General features: G+C 71.1%; 15 protein-coding genes. 4 read left to right on the plus strand and 11 right to left on the minus strand.

Annotated elements, in window-relative coordinates; genetic code table 11:
- Nucleotides 1–58: 58 nt before the first annotated feature.
- The 10 genes from ACIRQ9_RS37185 to ACIRQ9_RS37230 all read right to left on the minus strand — a co-directional run bounded on the left by ACIRQ9_RS37185 (nt 59) and on the right by ACIRQ9_RS37230 (nt 12,329).
- Complete coding sequence (locus ACIRQ9_RS37185) at nt 59–2,236, minus strand: discoidin domain-containing protein (protein WP_404184153.1); 2,178 nt, start codon at nt 2,234–2,236, stop codon at nt 59–61.
- 59 nt (nt 2,237–2,295) lie between these two features.
- The gene (locus ACIRQ9_RS37190) at nt 2,296–3,903 is read right to left on the minus strand and encodes an alpha-amylase family glycosyl hydrolase (RefSeq protein WP_404184156.1); all 1,608 of its coding nucleotides are present in this window, start codon (nt 3,901–3,903) and stop codon (nt 2,296–2,298) included.
- Between the two features lie 30 nt (nt 3,904–3,933).
- The gene (locus ACIRQ9_RS37195; protein ID WP_404184159.1) at nt 3,934–4,815 is read right to left on the minus strand and encodes a carbohydrate ABC transporter permease; all 882 of its coding nucleotides are present in this window, start codon (nt 4,813–4,815) and stop codon (nt 3,934–3,936) included.
- Entirely contained in the window at nt 4,812–5,768 is a 957-nt protein-coding gene (locus ACIRQ9_RS37200; protein WP_404184162.1) for a carbohydrate ABC transporter permease, read from the minus strand. Before ACIRQ9_RS37200 ends, ACIRQ9_RS37195 begins: the two co-directional genes overlap by 4 nt.
- Nucleotides 5,769–5,773: 5 nt before the next feature.
- On the minus strand, nt 5,774–7,126 hold the full coding sequence (locus tag ACIRQ9_RS37205) for an ABC transporter substrate-binding protein (protein WP_404184165.1): 1,353 nt from the start codon (nt 7,124–7,126) through the stop codon (nt 5,774–5,776).
- 151 nt (nt 7,127–7,277) lie between these two features.
- Nucleotides 7,278–8,273 carry a LacI family DNA-binding transcriptional regulator gene (locus ACIRQ9_RS37210; RefSeq protein ID WP_351314784.1) on the minus strand — a complete coding sequence of 332 codons (996 nt, stop codon included), beginning with the start codon at nt 8,271–8,273 and terminating at the stop codon, nt 7,278–7,280.
- Nucleotides 8,274–8,351: 78 nt separating this feature from the next.
- On the minus strand, nt 8,352–9,167 hold the full coding sequence (locus ACIRQ9_RS37215; protein WP_404184169.1) for an ABC transporter permease: 816 nt from the start codon (nt 9,165–9,167) through the stop codon (nt 8,352–8,354).
- An 11-nt stretch (nt 9,168–9,178) separates the two neighbouring features.
- A complete protein-coding gene (locus ACIRQ9_RS37220; RefSeq protein ID WP_404184172.1) occupies nt 9,179–10,042 on the minus strand; it encodes an ABC transporter permease in 864 nt (287 codons plus the stop codon).
- 3 nt (nt 10,043–10,045) lie between these two features.
- Nucleotides 10,046–11,236 (minus strand): ABC transporter substrate-binding protein, encoded by a 1,191-nt coding sequence (locus tag ACIRQ9_RS37225; RefSeq protein WP_404184175.1) that lies wholly within the window; start codon nt 11,234–11,236, stop codon nt 10,046–10,048.
- Nucleotides 11,237–11,297: 61 nt separating this feature from the next.
- Nucleotides 11,298–12,329, minus strand: a complete 1,032-nt coding sequence (locus ACIRQ9_RS37230; protein WP_404184178.1) for an ABC transporter ATP-binding protein — start codon at nt 12,327–12,329, stop codon at nt 11,298–11,300.
- A 123-nt stretch (nt 12,330–12,452) separates the two neighbouring features.
- Here ACIRQ9_RS37230 and ACIRQ9_RS37235 point away from each other — a divergent pair, with 123 nt between their 5' ends.
- Together ACIRQ9_RS37235 and ACIRQ9_RS37240 are read left to right on the plus strand one after the other, a co-directional pair.
- The gene (locus ACIRQ9_RS37235) at nt 12,453–13,193 is read left to right on the plus strand and encodes a FadR/GntR family transcriptional regulator (protein ID WP_404184181.1); all 741 of its coding nucleotides are present in this window, start codon (nt 12,453–12,455) and stop codon (nt 13,191–13,193) included.
- Between the two features lie 38 nt (nt 13,194–13,231).
- Nucleotides 13,232–14,011: a cache domain-containing protein gene (locus tag ACIRQ9_RS37240; RefSeq protein ID WP_404184184.1), complete on the plus strand. Its 780-nt coding sequence runs from the start codon at nt 13,232–13,234 to the stop codon at nt 14,009–14,011.
- Nucleotides 14,012–14,111: 100 nt separating this feature from the next.
- Here ACIRQ9_RS37240 and ACIRQ9_RS37245 read toward each other — a convergent pair whose 3' ends face one another.
- Nucleotides 14,112–14,780: a hypothetical protein gene (locus ACIRQ9_RS37245; protein WP_404184187.1), complete on the minus strand. Its 669-nt coding sequence runs from the start codon at nt 14,778–14,780 to the stop codon at nt 14,112–14,114.
- A 246-nt stretch (nt 14,781–15,026) separates the two neighbouring features.
- Here ACIRQ9_RS37245 and ACIRQ9_RS37250 point away from each other — a divergent pair, with 246 nt between their 5' ends.
- Both ACIRQ9_RS37250 and ACIRQ9_RS37255 read left to right on the plus strand, forming a co-directional pair.
- Nucleotides 15,027–15,683 (plus strand): helix-turn-helix domain-containing protein, encoded by a 657-nt coding sequence (locus ACIRQ9_RS37250; RefSeq protein ID WP_404184190.1) that lies wholly within the window; start codon nt 15,027–15,029, stop codon nt 15,681–15,683.
- 30 nt (nt 15,684–15,713) lie between these two features.
- A complete protein-coding gene (locus ACIRQ9_RS37255; RefSeq protein ID WP_404184193.1) occupies nt 15,714–16,283 on the plus strand; it encodes a toxin-antitoxin system, toxin component in 570 nt (189 codons plus the stop codon).
- Nucleotides 16,284–16,456: the final 173 nt, after the last annotated feature.

A 16,456-nucleotide genomic window follows, 5' to 3' on the forward strand; every position in this document is an offset into this window, starting at 1 on the left:
GCCCGGACCGCGGCGTCGGTCCGGGCGGCGGAACGCGGGACTCCCCCGGCGGTGGGCGTCACGACGTCAGATACGCCTCGACCTCGCTGAACTGCGCGGCCGGCCAGCCGCTGTTGGCGGTGACGGCCAGCCGCAGGTAGCGCAGGCTGGTGCCGGAGGGCAGGGCGACGGTGACCGCGTTGCCGGTGGCCGGGTCGAACCGGTAGCCGGTGGAGCCCACCACGGTCGCGTACGACGAGCCGTCGGTGCTGCCCTGCACGGTGACGGTCTGGGTGCGCGCGCCCCATGCGGAGGACGGCGGCAGCTTCAGCACCACCCGGCGGGCCGCGTAGGCGGAGCCGAGGTCGACGGTCAGCGACTGGGGGAAGGCGTTGTTGGCCGACTCCCAGTAGCTGTTGGCGTCCCCGTCGACCGCCTGGCCCGGCGTGTACACGTCCTGCGAGCCGGTGGCGGTCGCCGGGCGGCCCTTGGCGAGGTTGCGGCTCGGGTCGGGATCGGGGTTGCCGCTGCCGGGCCGCGGCCAGCTGGAGCAGTCCGACCAGGTGCTGGACCAGCCGGAGTTGCCGCCGCCGTCGGTGAGCGCGAAGGTCCCGGAGTTCGACGGGTAGGGGCAGTTGTAGACGCCGGCCGCGCCGACGCCGGAGGCGGTGACGTCGCGGAAGACGGCGGCGCCCTGCGCCTCGGCCTGCACGACGACCGTCCCGGCGTTGCGCACGGTCGCGCCGGTCACGTTGACGTTCCGTACCGGGTGGCCCTGCCCGCCGCCGGAGACGAACTCGAAGGCGCTGTAGGGGCTGTCGGTGATCGTGGTGTTGGTGATGTTGACCGTGGCGTTGATGGCGCTGTCGTAGGAGTCGACGCGCAGCGCGCCCATCGGGTGGTTCCAGTTGGGGTTGACGGCGCCCGTGCGGACCAGGGTGTTGCCGTCGACGGTGATCGTCCCGGACAGCGGCGAGAACGGGTCGGCGAACTTCTGGTTGGAGATGGCGATGCCGCTGCCCAGCGCGTTGGTGTCGGAGATCAGGTTGTTCTTCACGGAGATGTCGGTGCCGCCGTAGACGGCGATGCCGTTGGCCAGGTTCGGCTGGGAGATGGTGTTGGAGGTGAAGCCGGAGTCGGTGTCGGGCGAGTACAGCGACCACATGGCGAGCGAGTCGTCGCCCTGGTTGCGCAGGAAGTTGTTGCGGACCTGGACGCCGTGGGCGGTGCCGTTGAGGTTGAGGCCGTCGGCGGTGGTGTCGAGGACGCGGTTGTTCTCGACCACCAGGTTGTCGTTGTCGCCGGTCAGCCAGAACCCGCACTTGAGGTGCTGGATCCACATCCCGGAGACCGAACTGTTCGGCCCGAGCGATCCGTTGACGAAGTTGTCCGGGCTGGAGTCGACCCGCTCGGTGACCTCGCCGAGGACCGCGAAGTTGTTGATGTGGACGTTCCCCGAGGAGCTGGACTGGTCGATGAACCGCGAGGTGTGCACGACCGAGTACCAGCTGCCGGCGCCCAGCAGGGTGACGTTCTGCACGCCGCTCAGGGAGGACGTCAGCCGGTAGTCGCCCGGCGGGATCCACACGGTCCCGCCCTGGGCGGCGGCGACGGCGTCCCGGAAGGCCTGGGTGGAGTCGCCGTTGCCGCTGGGATCGGCGCCCTTGGAGGTGACCGAGACGGATCCGGCGGGCTGCGTGGCGGCCGCGGCCACCTGCTCGAAGTCGGCGACGTCGACGGTGACCTGGGTGCCGGTGGACTCGAAGGCGACCTTGTCACCGGCCTGGACGTTCTGGCCCAGCAGCAGGCGCGCGTTGTCGAAGAAGTGGTGCTGCTTGGCGCCGGCGATCCAGCCGGTGTCGACGTAGGAGTACTTGGAGGTGACGGCGAGGGTCCTGGCCAGCTTGACCCCGTTGACGTACACGTTGAGCGTGCCGGTCTGGCCGTCCGGGACGCTGTAGGAGACGTTCACGGCGTTGGCCGCCCGCGGCGCGGTGAACTCGACCCGCTGTCCGGAGGTGAGGCGCACGGCCTGGCGTCCGGAGGCCTCGGAGGCGAGGGTGCCCTGGGTGTAGTCCGGGCCGATCCGGGTGCCGGTGGTGGTGGCCGTCTCCGCCTCGACGGAGGTGAAGGGCAGGCTCGCGCCCGCCGCCGCGTGGGCGGCGGGCGCCACCGCGACGAGCATGCCGGCGGCGAGGGCCACCGCGGCCGCCACGGCTGGCATGCTCCTGGCGGTACGGGCAGGGGTGCGGGGCATGTGCTGATCCCTTCGGTGTGGGGGGAGGGAGCGGGGACGGCACGGGCGGCGCCGGCGGGTCAGACCGTCAGCCAGGCCGCCGTGTCCCGGGGCAGCCGGCCCTCGTCGTCCAGCGGGCCGCTGGTGAGCAGGAGCCGGGTGTGGGCAGGGAGTCCGGCGGGCTCGGGCCCGAGGTTGACCACGCAGACCGCGCCCTGGGCGCGGCTGAAGGCGAGGACGCCCTCGGGAGCGGGCAGCCAGGTCAGCGGGCCGTCACCGAACAGGGGGCGGGCGGCGATGGCGCGGCGGTAGAGGCTGAGCATCGAGTCGGGGTCCTCCCGCTGGCGGTCGGCCGCGTAGGCGGCCCAGCCGGCCGGCTGCGGCAGCCAGGGCTCCTCGCGCGACCCGAACCCGGCGTACGGCAGATCGGCGGCCCAGGGCATCGGCACCCGGCAGCCGTCCCGGCCGGGATCGGTGCCGCCCGACCGGAAGTACATCGGGTCCTGGATGCGGTCAGCCGGGATCTCGGCCTCGGGCAGCCCCAGTTCCTCGCCCTGGTAGACGTAGACCGCGCCGGGCAGCGCCAGGGAGAGCAGTGCGGCGGCCCGGGCCCTGCGGGTGCCCAGCTCCAGGTCGGTCGGGGTGCCGAAGGCCTTGCTCGCGAAGTCGAAGGCGGTGTCCTCGCGGCCGTAGCGGGTGACCGTGCGGGTCACGTCGTGGTTGCACAGCACCCAGGTGGCGGGCGCGCCGACCGGGGCGTGCTCGGCGAGGGTGGTGTCGATCGAGTCCCGCAGCCGGCCCGCGTCCCAGGGGCACGACAGGAAGGAGAAGTTGAAGGCGGTGTGCAGTTCGTCGGGGCGCAGGTAGCGGGCGAAGCGCTCGGCGTCGGGGAGCCAGACCTCGCCGACGAAGACGCCGCCGTAGGCGTCGGCGACCGCGCGCCAGGCTCGGTAGACGTCGTGCAGGTCGTCACGGTCGACGAAGGGGTGCGGCTGCGGATCGGTGGCGAGGTCCGGCAGGTCCGGGTCCTTGGCGAGCAGCGCGGCGGAGTCGATGCGGACGCCGGCGACACCGCGCTCGAACCAGAACCGCAGGATGTCCTCGTGCTCCTGGCGGACGGCCGGGTGCGCCCAGTTGAGGTCGGGCTGCTCGGGAGTGAACAGGTGCAGGTACCACTCGCCGTCGGGCAGCCGGGTCCACACCGGTTCGGTGGAGCCGAGGAACTGCGACGGCCAGTCGTTGGGCGGGAGTTCGCCGTTCGCGCCGCGTCCGGGGCGGAAGTGGAAGAGTTCGCGCTCGGGGCTGCCGGGCCCCGCGGCCAGCGCGGCCCTGAACCACGGGTGCTGGTCGGAGACGTGGTTGGGGACGATGTCCACGATCGTCCGGATGCCCAGCTCCTCCGCTTCCGCGATGAGCTTCTCGGCCTCGGCCAGGGTGCCGAACGCCGGGTCGATGGCCCGGTAGTCGGCGACGTCGTAGCCGCCGTCCTTGAGCGGCGACAGGTACCAGGGGTTGAACCAGAGCGCGTTGACGCCCAGTTCGGCGAGGTACGGCAGCTTGGCGCGGACGCCCGCGAGGTCGCCGGTGCCGTCGCCGTCGCCGTCCGCGAAACTGCGGACGTACACCTGGTAGATGACGGCCGAGCGCCACCAGTCGAGGTCCTTCTGGGCATGGCTGGGCTGTCCCACTGTGCGTGCCTTTCTGTCGGAGGAAGGGCGTCAGCCCTTGGTGCTGCCCGCGCTGATCCCGGCGATGATGTGCCGCTGGAAGACGAGGAACAGCGCGACCATCGGAATGCTGGCGATCACCATGGCGGCGATGAGCACGGTGAGCTGGATGTTCTGTGACAGCTGGACCAGGGCGACGCTGATGGGCTGCTTGTCGGTGTCGGAGAAGACCATCAGCGGCCACAGGAAGTCCTGCCACACCGCGACCAGGGCGAAGATCGACACCACCCCGAGCACCGGGCGGGACATGGGCAGCACCACCGACCACAGGATGCGCAGCTTTCCGGCGCCGTCGATCTCGGCGGCCTCCAGCACGTCACGCGGCAGCTGGTCGAAGAACCGTTTGAGGAGATAGAGGTTGAAGGCGTTGGCGACGGCCGGCAGCCAGATGCCGAGCGGGTCGTTGAGCAGGCTGGTGTGCAGGAACGGCAGGTCGGCGACGGTCAGGTACTTCGGCACCACCAGGGCCTGCGCCGGGACCATCAAGGTGGCCAGGATCCCGCCGAGGATCACGTTGCCGAAGGCGGGCTTCAGCTTCGACAGGGCGTAGGCCGCGGCCGTGCAGAACACCAGCTGGAAGGCCCACGCACCGGCCGCCTGGACCACCGTGTTCCACAGGTGCTCGGGCAGCTGCATCAGGTCCCAGGCATCGGTGTACCCGGACATGCGCAGGTGTGTCGGGATCAGGGTGGGCGGGGTCTGGGCGACCTCGTCCGGGGACTTCATCGCGCCGGTGACCATCCAGTACACGGGGAAGAGGAAGGCGATCGCGAAGAGGAGGACGACACCGGTGAAGACGGACCAGTAGACCGCCTTCCCGCGCGGGCGGGCCAGGGTCGCCGGTGAGATCAGGGTCCGGGTGGCGCTGCTCATCCGTCCTCCCCGGAGCGGGTCAGCCGCAGGTAGCCGGCGGAGAAGACACCGAGCAGCACCAGGAGCATGACGCTGAGGGCGCAGGCGCCGCCGAAGTCGTTGTAGAGGAACGCGTACTTGTAGATCAGGTAGAGAACGGTCACCGTGGCGCTCTCCGGGCCGCCGCCGGTGATGACGAACGGTTCGGTGAACACCTGCATCGTCGCGATGATCTGAAGGAGCATCAGCATCAGGATGACGAAGCGGGTCTGCGGGATCGTCACGTGCCGGACGCGTTGCAGCAGGCTCGCGCCGTCCAGTTCGGCGGCCTCGTAGAGTTCGCCGGGGATGGACTGCAGGGCGGCCAGGTAGATCAGGACGGTGCCTCCCATGTTGGCCCAGGTGGCCACGATGACCAGGGAGACCAGCGCGGTGTCGGCACCGTTGGACCAGTTCGAGGTGGGCAGGTGCAGGGCGCGCAGGGTCTCGTTGGCGAGGCCGGCCCCCGGGTCGTAGAACCACTTCCACAGCAGGGCGCTGACCACCGGCGGGATCATCACCGGCAGGTAGACCACGACCCGGAAGAACGCCTTGGCGTGCCGCAGTTCGTTCAGGACGAGGGCGAGCACGAAGGGCACGGCGAAGCCGATGAGCAGCGCCAGCACCGTGAAGGTGAGGGTGTTGCGCCAGGCCGCCGAGAACTCAGGGTCGTGCAGGACCCGGGTGAAGTTGGCGGTGCCGACCCATTCCGGGGACGAGCCGGGCGTGTACTTCTGGAAGGCGATCACGACCGCGCGGATCGCCGGGTACCAGGAGAAGAGGGCGAAACAGATCAGTCCGCCGAGCAGGAATCCGTAGGCACGGGCCTGGTCGAGGAGCCGGCGCCGCCCCCCGTCCCCAGCCGGGGGCGGCGCCGGGGCCCGACGGGCGCCGGCCGCCACGGGGGCGGGCCGGCGCTCGGCCGTCTTGGTCATCGCGGTCAGCCCCGGGCCAGGATGCCGTCGATCTTCTCGTTGGCGTCCTTGAGGAGCTGGTCGATGTCGGCGTCCTTCTTGGTGAGGACGGCGGAGACCGTGGCGTCGAGGACCGAGTAGATCTGCTGGGCGTTGGGCGGCTCGATCTTCATCTGGAGGGAATGGTTGCCGTCCAGGAAGGCCTGGTAGTTCTCCACCGGGACGTTCGCGTTGGCCTTCTTGACCTCCTGGTCCTTGGCGTCGGCGGCGCCGGTGAACAGCCGCGGCTCGGGCAGGCCGACGGGCGCGTTGTTCTTCTTGGCGCGGGCGTAGTCGCCGAGGAAGCCGTCACCGGGGGTGAGGAACATGGAGTCGAGCCACTTGAGGCCGGCCTTGATCTGTGCCGGGGTGTCCTTCTTGTTGAACATGTAGCCGTCGCCGCCGATGAGCGTGCCCTGGCCGCCGGGCATCGGGGCGAGGGCGAGGTCCTTGTAGTTGCCGCCCTTCTCCTTGACCAGGATCGGGATGTTGTCCGGGGCGGAGAGGTACATGCCGAGCTTGCCGGAACCCATCATCTGCTGGACGTCGTTGATGATGAGGAGCTGCTTGCTGCCCATCGAGTTGTCGGTCCACCGCATGTCGTGCAGGTTCTGCAGGACGGCGTGGCCCTGCGGGGTGTCGACGGTCGCCTTCTTGCCGTCGCCGGAGACGACGTCGCCGCCCTGGGAGTACAGCTCGGCGGTGAAGTGCCAGCCGCCCTGGTTCTGCGCGCTGTAGTCGGCGTAGCCGACGGTGCCGTTGCCGAGCGCGGCGATCTTCTTGGCGTCGGCGCGGACCTCTTCCCAGGTCGCCGGCGGCTTGTCGGGGTCGAGGCCGGCCTTCTGGAAGAGCGCGCGGTTGTAGATCAGGCCCATGCTGTAGCCGGTGCGCGGGATGCCGTAGACCTTGCCGTCCACGGTGTAGATGTCCCGCAGCTGCTTCTGGATGGTGTCGTAGCTCTTGAGGTCCTTGAGGTACGGCGTGAGGTCGGCGGCCTGGTTGATGTCCACGACGTGCTTGGCGTCGGTGAAGTACGTGTAGAACACGTCCTCCATCTGGCCGCCGGCGAGCTTGGCGTCGAAGGTCTTGGGGTCCTGGCACGGGAACGCGTCGTGCATGACGACGTCGATGTCCGGGTTCTTCTTCTCGAAGTCGGCCGTGTCCTGATCGAAGAACGAACGGTCGACCTTGGCGCTCTTCGGCGGCTCGCAGTTGACGGTGATGCGTGTCTTGCCGCTTGCCGCGTCGTCGTCACCCGACCCGCAGGCCGAGGCCGAGAGCGCGAGGGACGAGCAGACGGCTGTCGCGACGAGAGCACGGCGGAACCCGGTGCTGGACATCGGTGGACCCCCCAGAACAGGAGCAGTGGGCGCCGCACCGGGACCGGTGGGCGCCGCACACTCAAGCACCGGCGACAGCCGTGCGCAAGATGTCGCGCAGAATCTGTAATTATTCGACAGAGGATTGGCAGCGGCTCGGTTCTGTTGTGAATCAGACCTTGGGCGCTTGCGCTGTGGAACCGCGGACCACCAGTTCCGGTTCGAACAGGAGCTCCTCCGGCGGCACGGCGGTGCCGCCGATCTGCACGTTCAGCAGTTCGACGGCCGCGCGGCCCATGGCCTCGATGGGCTGGCGGACGGTGGTGAGCGGAGGTTCGGTGCAGTTCATGAAGGCCGAGTCGTCGTACCCGACGACGGAGATGCGTGAGGGCACCTCGTACCCCTTGCGGCGAGCCGCCCGGATCGCGCCGAGCGCGAGCGGGTCGCTGGCGCAGATGATGCCGGTGACACCCCGGTCGATCAGCCGGGACGCGGCCGCGTGACCGCCCTCGATGGAGAAGATCGCGCGGGCCACGTTCTCCTCGGGAACCTCGGCGATGGCCCGCGCGGCGGCGAGCTTGCGGGCGGAGGGCACGTGGTCGCCGGGGCCGAGGACCAGGCCGATGCGCTCGTGCCCGAGGGAGGCGAGGTGCCGCCAGGCCTGCTCCACCGCCACCGCGTCGTCGCAGGACACGGCCGGGAAACCGAGGTGCTCGATGGCCGCGTTGACCAGCACCACCGGGATGTTGCGGTCGGCGAGCAGCCGGTAGTGGTCGTGGGGCGCGTCGGCCTGGGCGTACAGACCGCCGGCGAACACCACGCCGGAGACCTGCTGCTGGAGCAGCAGCTCCACGTAGTCCGCCTCGGAGACCCCGCCCTTGGTCTGGGTGCACAGCACCGGGGTGAGCCCGAGCTGCGCGAGCGCGCCGCCGATGACCTCGGCGAAGGCTGGGAAGATCGGGTTCTGCAGCTCCGGCAGGACCAGACCGACGAGCCGGGCACGCTCGCCGCGCAACTGGGTGGGGCGTTCGTAGCCGAGGACGTCCAGGGCCGAGAGCACCGCCTGCCGGGTGGCCTCGGAGACCCCGGGCTTGCCGTTGAGCACCCGGCTGACCGTGGCCTCGCTGACCCCGACCTTCTTGGCTACTTCCGCAAGTCGTCGTGTCATGAGCGCAAGGGTAGCGCAATTTACGCAAGCAGCTTGCGTAAGCCGGGGAGCCCGGATCGCGGGCCGGCGGAGCCGGGGTCAGACGCGGCTGCCGGTCGCCGTGTCGGCCGACAGCCGCTGCGCGAGGTAGATCGGGAGCACCGACAGCAGCACGAGCACGGCCGCCACCACGTTCACCACCGGCGCCTGCTGGGGCCGGGTCATGTTGTCGTAGATCCACAGCGGCAGGGTCTGGACGCCGGGGCCGGCCGTGAAGGTGGTGACCACGATCTCGTCGAAGGAGAGCGCGAAGGCGAGCAGCCCGCCCGCGAGCAGCGCCGAGCGCACCAGTGGGAAGGTGACGTCGGCGAAGGCGCGGAAGGTGTCGGCGCCGAGGTCGGCCGCCGCCTCCTCGTAGCTGCCGGAGGCGCGGCGCAGCCGGGCGGCGACGTTGTTGAAGACGATCACCACGCAGAAGGTGGCGTGCCCGACGACCACGGTGAACAGGCCGAGTCCGACGCCGAGCGGCGCGAGGACGGTGCTGAAGGCCGAGTTGAGGGCGATGCCGGTGACGATGCCGGGCAGCGCGATCGGCAGGACGACCACGAAGGAGAGGGCACCCCGGCCGAAGAAGCGGTGGCGGGCGACCGCGAAGGCGATCAGGGTGCCGAGGACCAGGGCGATCGCGGTGGCGCCGAGTCCGGCCCGCACCGAGGTCCACAGGGCCTCGCGGGCGCCCGAGCTGTGCCAGGCGGCCGTCCACCAGCGGGTGGTCAGGCCGGGCGGCGGCCAGCTCGCGCTGCGGTCCGGGTTCAGGGAGTTGACCAGGACCAGCAGCAGCGGCACGTAGATCACCGCGAAGCCGAGACCGGCGGCGACGCGCACCGCGATCCGCGCGGAACGGGAGAGTTGCACGGCGGGCTCCTCTACAGGCTGCTCAGCGCGCCCGTGCGGCGCATCGCGAACAGGTACAGCACGATGACGACGACCGGGACGGTGGCGAGGGCGGCGGCCAGGGGCAGGTTGAGTTCGATGTTGGCGTAGACGAGGTTGCCGATGAGCTGGGTCTTGCCGCCGACGATCTGCACGGTGATGTAGTCACCGAGACTGAGCGAGAAGGTGAAGACCGACCCGGCGGCGACGGACGGCAGCACCATGGGCAGCACCACGGACCGGAACGTCCGGCCGGCGCGGGCTCCCAGGTCGGCGGAGGCGTCGAGCAGGTTGCCCGGCAGCTGTTCCAGCGCGGTGTGGACCGGCAGGATCATGTACGGCAGCCACAGGTAGGTCAGGGCCAGCACGGTGGCCGGCAGGCCGTAGCCGGGCCCGCTCAGCCCCAGCGGTTTCAGCAGCCAGTCGGCGAGCCCGCCCTCGGACAGGATCAGCCGCCAGGCGTACACCTTGACCAGGTAACTCGCCCACAGCGGGGTGAGGATGGCGACCACCAGGAGCGGGCGCAGCCGCGGGCTCGCCACCCGGGCGGTGTAGAAGGCGACCGGGAAGGCGATCACGGCGCACAGGACGGTCACCGCGAGGGCGACGCCGACGCTGCGCAGGACCACCTGCCGGTACACCGGCGTGGTGAACAGCTGGTGGAAGTTGTCGGCCGACCAGACCTTCACCACCTCGGAGGTGAAGGAGTCCGTCGTCCAGAACGCGGAGACGAACAGCACCGCGAGCGAGCCCAGGTAGAGGACGGCGAGCCACAGCAGCGGGGCGGTCAGCAGCAGGGCGAGGCGGAGCCGGGGGCGCCGGTGCAGCGCCCCCGCGGTCCGGGTGAGCACGGTCATGGCTCAGCCCTTGATCTCGGTCCAGGCCTGCACCCATTTCGCGTACGGGACGCACTTGACGTCGGTGCGGCCGTCCAGGCACTGCTCGATGGGCGTGTTCCAGAAGGCGATGTTCTTCCAGTAGTTCTCGTCGGCCGCGTGGTAGGTCGCGCAGAAGCTCTTGTCGCTGGTCAGGTCGCAGGCCTTGGAGTTGGCCGGGGCCTCGCCGAAGTACTCGGCGACCTCGGCGTTGACCTTCGGCGAGACGATCCAGTCGAGCCACTTGTAGGCGCAGGTCGGGTGCTTGGCCTTGGCGGAGACCATCCAGGTGTCGGACCAGCCGGTGGATCCCTCCCGGGGCACGAAGGCCCTGACCTTCGCGCCCTCCCCCGCGGTGAGGTTGGCGATCACCTGCCAGCTGGTGCCGATCACGGAGTCGCCGCTCTTGAAGGCGGAGATCTCCTTGAGGTAGTCGCTCCAGTACTCGCCGATGTCCGCGTTCTGCTTCTTGAGCAGGGCGACGGCCGCGTCGAACTGCTTCTGGTCCAGCGCGTAGGGGTTCTCGATCTTCAACTCGGGTTGGGCGGCCTTGAGGTACAGGGCCGCGTCGGCGATGTAGATCGGCGAGTCGTAGGCGGTGACATGGCCCCGGTACTTCGCCGCGTCGTCGAAGACCGCGGACCAGGAGGTGGGCGCGGGGCTGACCTTCTGCGTGTTGTACATCAGGAGGTTGGCGCCGCGGCCGTGCGGGATGCCGTACATCCGGCCCTTGACGGAGTTCCAGGCGCCGTTCTTCAGGCCGCTGAAGACGTCCTTGTAGTTCGGTACGAGCTTGGTGTTGACGGGGGCGGCGTCGCCGGAGGCGATCAGGCGCAGCGAGGCGTCGCCGGACGCGGAGACGGCGTCGTACTGGCCCGTCTTCATCAGTTTGACCATCTCGTCGGAGCTGGCGGCGACCTTGGAGTGGACCTGGCATCCGGTCTGCTTCTCGAAGTCGCTGACCCAGTCGGCCTTGGGGTCGTCGGAGCCGTCCTCGACGTAGCCGGCCCAGGCGATCAGGTTGACCGCGCCCTCGCCCTTCCCGAGCTTCGCGAGGGGTTCGAGGTCGGGCGGGTTGAGTCCGGAGGAGGAGCCGGAGCCGGAGGAGCCGCAGGCGGTGGCGGCCAGCAGCAGCGCGGCGACGGCGGCCGCGGCGCGGGGACGGATGAGGCGCACGACGAACTCCAGGGATGCCAGAGGTGCCAGGGGGCGGGGGACGGTGGTGCGGGACGGCGGGTCAGCCGGGGACGTGGACGGTGTGCCGGCGCTGCCAGCGCAGCCGGACGCGGGTGCCGCGGTAGGCGGCGACGTCCTCGGCGGAGGTGTCGAGGTTCTGCTGGAGCGCGGTCATCCGGCCGCCGCCGTCCAGGTCGACCAGGAAGCGGGTGGCGTCGCCGAGGTAGACCACCTCGGCGACGGTGCCCACGGCGTCGGCGTGGTCGGGTCCGCCCGGCTCCGCGCCCTCCCTCAGCACCCGGATCCTCTCGGGCCGGACGCTGTGGGTGCCGCTCTCGCCGAGCACGCGCACGGCGGCCTCGCCGGTGAGCAGGTTGGAGGTGCCGACGAAGGAGGCGACGAAGGCGGTGGCGGGGCGTTCGTAGATCTCGGCCGGGGTGCCGACCTGTTCGATACGGCCCTGGTGGAAGACGGCGACGCGGTCGCTCATCGTCAGGGCCTCCTCCTGGTCGTGGGTGACGAAGACGAAGGTGATGCCCACCTCGCGCTGCAGCGACTTGAGTTCGAGCTGCATCTGCTCGCGCAGCTTGAGGTCGAGGGCGCCGAGGGGTTCGTCGAGGAGCAGGACGCGGGGGCGTCCGACGAGGGCGCGGGCGAGGGCGACCCGCTGGCGCTGGCCGCCGGAGAGCTGGGCGGGGCGGCGGGCGCCGAAGCCGTCGAGGCGGACCTCGGCGAGCGCCTTCCGGGCCCGGACCAGGCGTTCGGCCTTGGGGACTTTGCGGACCCTGAGGGAGTAGGCGACGTTCTGCTCGACGTTCATGTGCGGGAACAGGGCGTAGTCCTGGAAGACGGTGTGCACGTCCCGTTCGAAGGGGGCGCGGCGGGTGACGTCCTGTCCGGCGAGTTCGACCGCGCCCGAGGTCGGGGTCTCGAATCCGGCGATCAGGCGCAGGACGGTGGTCTTGCCGGAACCGGAGGGGCCGAGCATCGAGAAGAACTCGCCGTCGCGGATGTCCAGGTCGACCCCTGCCACGGCGCTGGTGCCGCCGAACGACTTCCGCAGATCCCGCAACCGGATCGCGCTGGCCTGCATGGGCGGGAACCTTTCTGACGCGCTCTTGCGTTGACCGTGATGATCGGAAAGATATGAAGTCATAGTTCAAAGCTCAAGACCCTTCCGAGGTAAAGCTTGGGTCAACGCATAGGGTGGTGGCCCGTGGAACAGCAGCAGACGGACGGCGGCGCCCGAAAGGCCGTCTTCGCCCCGGTGGACAGCAGCGCCCGGGTGGACGCGGTGGTACGCCGGATCGGCGACGCCATCGAACTCGGCCTGCTCGCCGACGGGGAGCAGCTGCCCGGCGAGACCGAACTGGCCGGACAGCTCGGGGTGTCCACGGTGACCCTGCGGGAGGCCTTGATGGCGCTGCGCCAGCAGGGGCTGGTCGTCACCCGCCGGGGCCGCGGCGGCGGCAGCTTCGTCGCCCTGCCCGACACCCCGGGCCGGGACCGGCTCCTGGAGCGGCTGCGCGGCTGGAGCCCCGAGGAACTGCGCGATCTCGGCGACCACTGGGCGGCCCTGTCCGGCACCGCCGCGCACCTCGCCGCCCGGCGCACCGAGGACCCCGACCTGGACCAGCTCCGCCGGACCACCGCGGAGCTGCGCGGGGCCGGGGACGCCTCGGCCCGCTGCCGGCTGTACGGCCGCTTCCAGGTGGAACTGGCCGCGGCCGCCCAGTCGGCCCGGCTCACCCGCGAACAGGTCGCGCTCCAGACGGAGATGGGGGCGCTGCTGTGCCTTGTGCTCGGCGACGACGAATATCGTGAAGAGGTGGCGGACCGTCACCGGTCCGTGATCTCGGCGGTGCAGGATGGGGCGGACGCATCGGCCAGGGAGCTGGCCGAGCGGTGCGTGCGGGACTCGACTGCGCGGCTCATCGCCCTGCGGCTGACCCTGTAGCGGCGCCGCGCCCGCTCCCCCGTCCGCCGGAGGGCAGCATGAGCCGCGGCACCGTCCCCTTCACCTCCGTGGCCACCACAGCGGACACCGCCGAGCAGTACGTGGCCGAACGGGTCGGTCACGCCCTGGAGGCGGTCTTCGACGCCGTCGCCCAGACCCGCGCCGACACCGCCGCGCTGCTGGCCCGGGTCGCGGACCAGGGCCGCCGGCCGGTGACCGCGGACCTCGCGGCCCTGCGCCCCGGGCTCCATCTGCGCCTGACCCGGCAGGAGTTGGTCTCCGGCGTCGGCTTCGTGGCGGCCCCGGGACTGCTGGCCGACGTCCCGGCCTGGCTGGAGTGGTGGCAGAGCGACGCCGCCGGGGACGTACGACCGCTGCTGCTCGACCTCGACCCGCGCACCTCGGCCTACTCCGACTACACGCACTGGGACTGGTTCACGCTGCCCCGGGACACCGGGCGGCGGGCGGTGGCCGGGCCGTACGTCGACTACCTCTGCTCGGACGAGTACAGCCTGACCCTGTCGGCCCCGGTGGAACGGGCGGGCCGTTTCCTGGGCGTGGCCGCCGCCGACGTGTACCTGCGGCACTTCGAGGCGGCCGCGCTGCCGCTGCTGCGGACGCTGCCCGGCCCCGCCCGGCTGGTCAACGCGCGCGGCCGGGTGGCCGCGTCCGCGGATCCGGCGCATCTGGCCGGTTCCCTGACCAGGGGCCCGGACTTCGCCGCCGTGCTGGAGAGCGGCCGTCCGGGGCTGTTCGGCGCGCTGCGGCTGGTGCCCTGCCGGGGCGTGCCGCTCGTCCTGGCGGTGGCCGCGGAGTGAGGCGCCGGCCGCCGCACGCGGGGCGGGTGAGGGGCGGGCCGGAGCCGGAGGAGGCGTCCGGCCCGGCGCCGTCGGCGACCTGAACGCCGGCGGTGCCGGGTCAGGCGTCGGTGGCGGGCACGACGGTCAGATGGGCACCGAGGCCGCCGGGGCGGCGGGAGCGGCGCGGGGCGGCGGGCCGGGGCACGGAGCGCAGCACCAGGGTGTAACGCGCGTAGCCCATGTCCTCAAGGGTTCTCGGGGTCTCGCCGACCACCCGGCACTCGGTGGCGCCGAGCAGCGGGTCCGGGTGCAGCACCGGCCGGACGGCGCCGTCGAGCCGGGCGCCTTCCTCGCCGACCGCGCGCAGCCAGTGCGGCAGGCCGTGCCGGTAGGCCGCCTCCATGATCGGGTCCAGGGCGATGTCCCGGCGGACCGACTGGAGTTCGTGGTCGTGGCCGTACCGCTCCAGCGTGGTCTTGAACTGGGCCAGCATCGGCAGGCACCAGCCCGACTCGTGCGCGCCGAGGACCGTACCGGCATCCGGGTGGAACAGGACGAACCGGAGGAAGTTGTCCCCCGGCATGGCGGTGGGATGCGGGGCGACCGCCCCGAAAAGTGTCTCGAACGCGTCGTTGGCCAGCACCACGTCCCAGCGGTGGTCCACCACCAGGGACGGGAAGGGAAGCGCGTCCAGCAGCAGCGCGTAGTCCTGCAGATATGCCTGGGCCTCAAGACTCTCGGGGACGGGTCGCGGCGCCGGTCGCCGCCCACCTGCCTGATATGCCATCGGGAGGTCACCCCTCTTGCCTATGCGGCCTTCTCGCGGCGATGTGATCCTGCTGCCCCACCCAGAGGCATGTCAACTATCGTGGCATTTCATGCCTGTTGACGGCCGAAATTGGCCACAGTTGTGGCGACACCTGGATGTGAGTTCGAACGAACCGATAATCTCCGGGAGGTTCACGCCGGGCGGTCCCCGGCGACCGCACGAGCGAGGCCTCTGATCCCTCTGAGAGACGTAGGAGTTCTGTCGGTGACGGATGGCTACGAGGATCCGGGCGCCACGGCGACCGCCCAGCTGCCGGCCGTCGTCTCCCGCGTCACCGCGCTCGCCGACCGGCTCGGCGTGGCGTACGCCGAGGTCTTCGACATCGGACGGCTCTCCTACGCGTGCGGGGTCCCCGAGCCCGTGGTCAAGGCCCTGCTCGGCGGCCGGCCGGCGGGCGAACCCGACGTGCAGGAACGCTTCCTGCAACGCCTGGACCTGCTGCGCCGCACCCGCCTCAAGCCCAACGGCCGCAAGCACACCCAGCAGGAGATCGCCGACGGCGCCGGCATGTCCCGGCAGCAGGCCGGTGCCCTGCTCAACGGCGACCGGCGGCCCACCATGGAGCACTGCGACGCCCTCCAGCGGTTCTTCCGGGTGCACGCCGGGTTCCTCACCGCCGCGGACCCGGAGGCGCTGGCCGGTGCCCTGCAGCGCGTCGAGCAGGAGCTGCTGCAGAAGCTCGCCGACCGGGAGCGGGCGGCGGCCGAGGCCGCGGCGGACCCGCTGGAGCGGCTGCTGCAGGACCACGGGGTGCGCGGGATCGCCTGGCGGGCCGCCCAGCTCCCCACCGACCAGCACCGCGACAAGGTCGCGGAATGGCTGGACATGCTCCTGGAGAGCGTCAAGCGACCCGAGTCGTGAGCCGAGAGGGAACAGGAGAACCACGAAGACATGGCCATCGGCAGGGACATGCGCCGGCTGAGCGGCGAGCTGGTCGGGGAGCTGACCCTGCCCGCGCCCAGCGCGCCGCAGGAGCTGTACCGGGCGCTGTGCGATGCGATGAGCCGCCGCCGCGGCCGCCCGGTCCTCTTCCGTACGGCCGTCTTCCCGCCCGGCACGGCCAGCGGCCTGTGGCTCGACCTGACCGACCGGGACCTGGTGGTGGTCGAGGAACGCACCGCGCCCGACCATCAGTTGGTGATCCTCGGCCACGAGCTGTGGCACATGCACGCCGACCACCACGGCCACGACGTCGACGGGATCGCGGTGGCGGCTCGGCTCGTGGACGAGGGGACCGGCGGCGGTGCGGGCACCGACCGGGCCGCGGTCCAGGCCGCCGTCCGGCGGATGGCCGCCCGCACCCGATTCGACCAGGCCGAGGAGCAGGACGCGGAGACCTTCGGACTGCTGCTGGCCAGCAAATGCCGGACCTGGCTCGTGGGTTCGGCCCTGCGCGGTCCGGTGCGGCGGCACGACGTGGCGGGACGCATCGAGGCCTCGCTGGGCTATCCGGGCAAGTGAGCCCTTCAGGGCCGGATTCCGTTGCCGCACGGGCGAGGATACGTTCCCTCAGCGCGGTGGGCGACGGCGGTCCACAGTCGGCTGAGCGGGCGAACCGAGGCGGAGCGGCGAGGCGTTGTCAGTGGCGGGCGGCAAGCTGGTGGGTGCGCACCGCACACGCGGTGCGGGCCGCG

Origin of the sequence: Streptomyces sp. NPDC101237 (assembly GCF_044767465.1) — a bacterium.
Classification (GTDB): domain Bacteria; phylum Actinomycetota; class Actinomycetes; order Streptomycetales; family Streptomycetaceae; genus Streptomyces; species Streptomyces gramineus.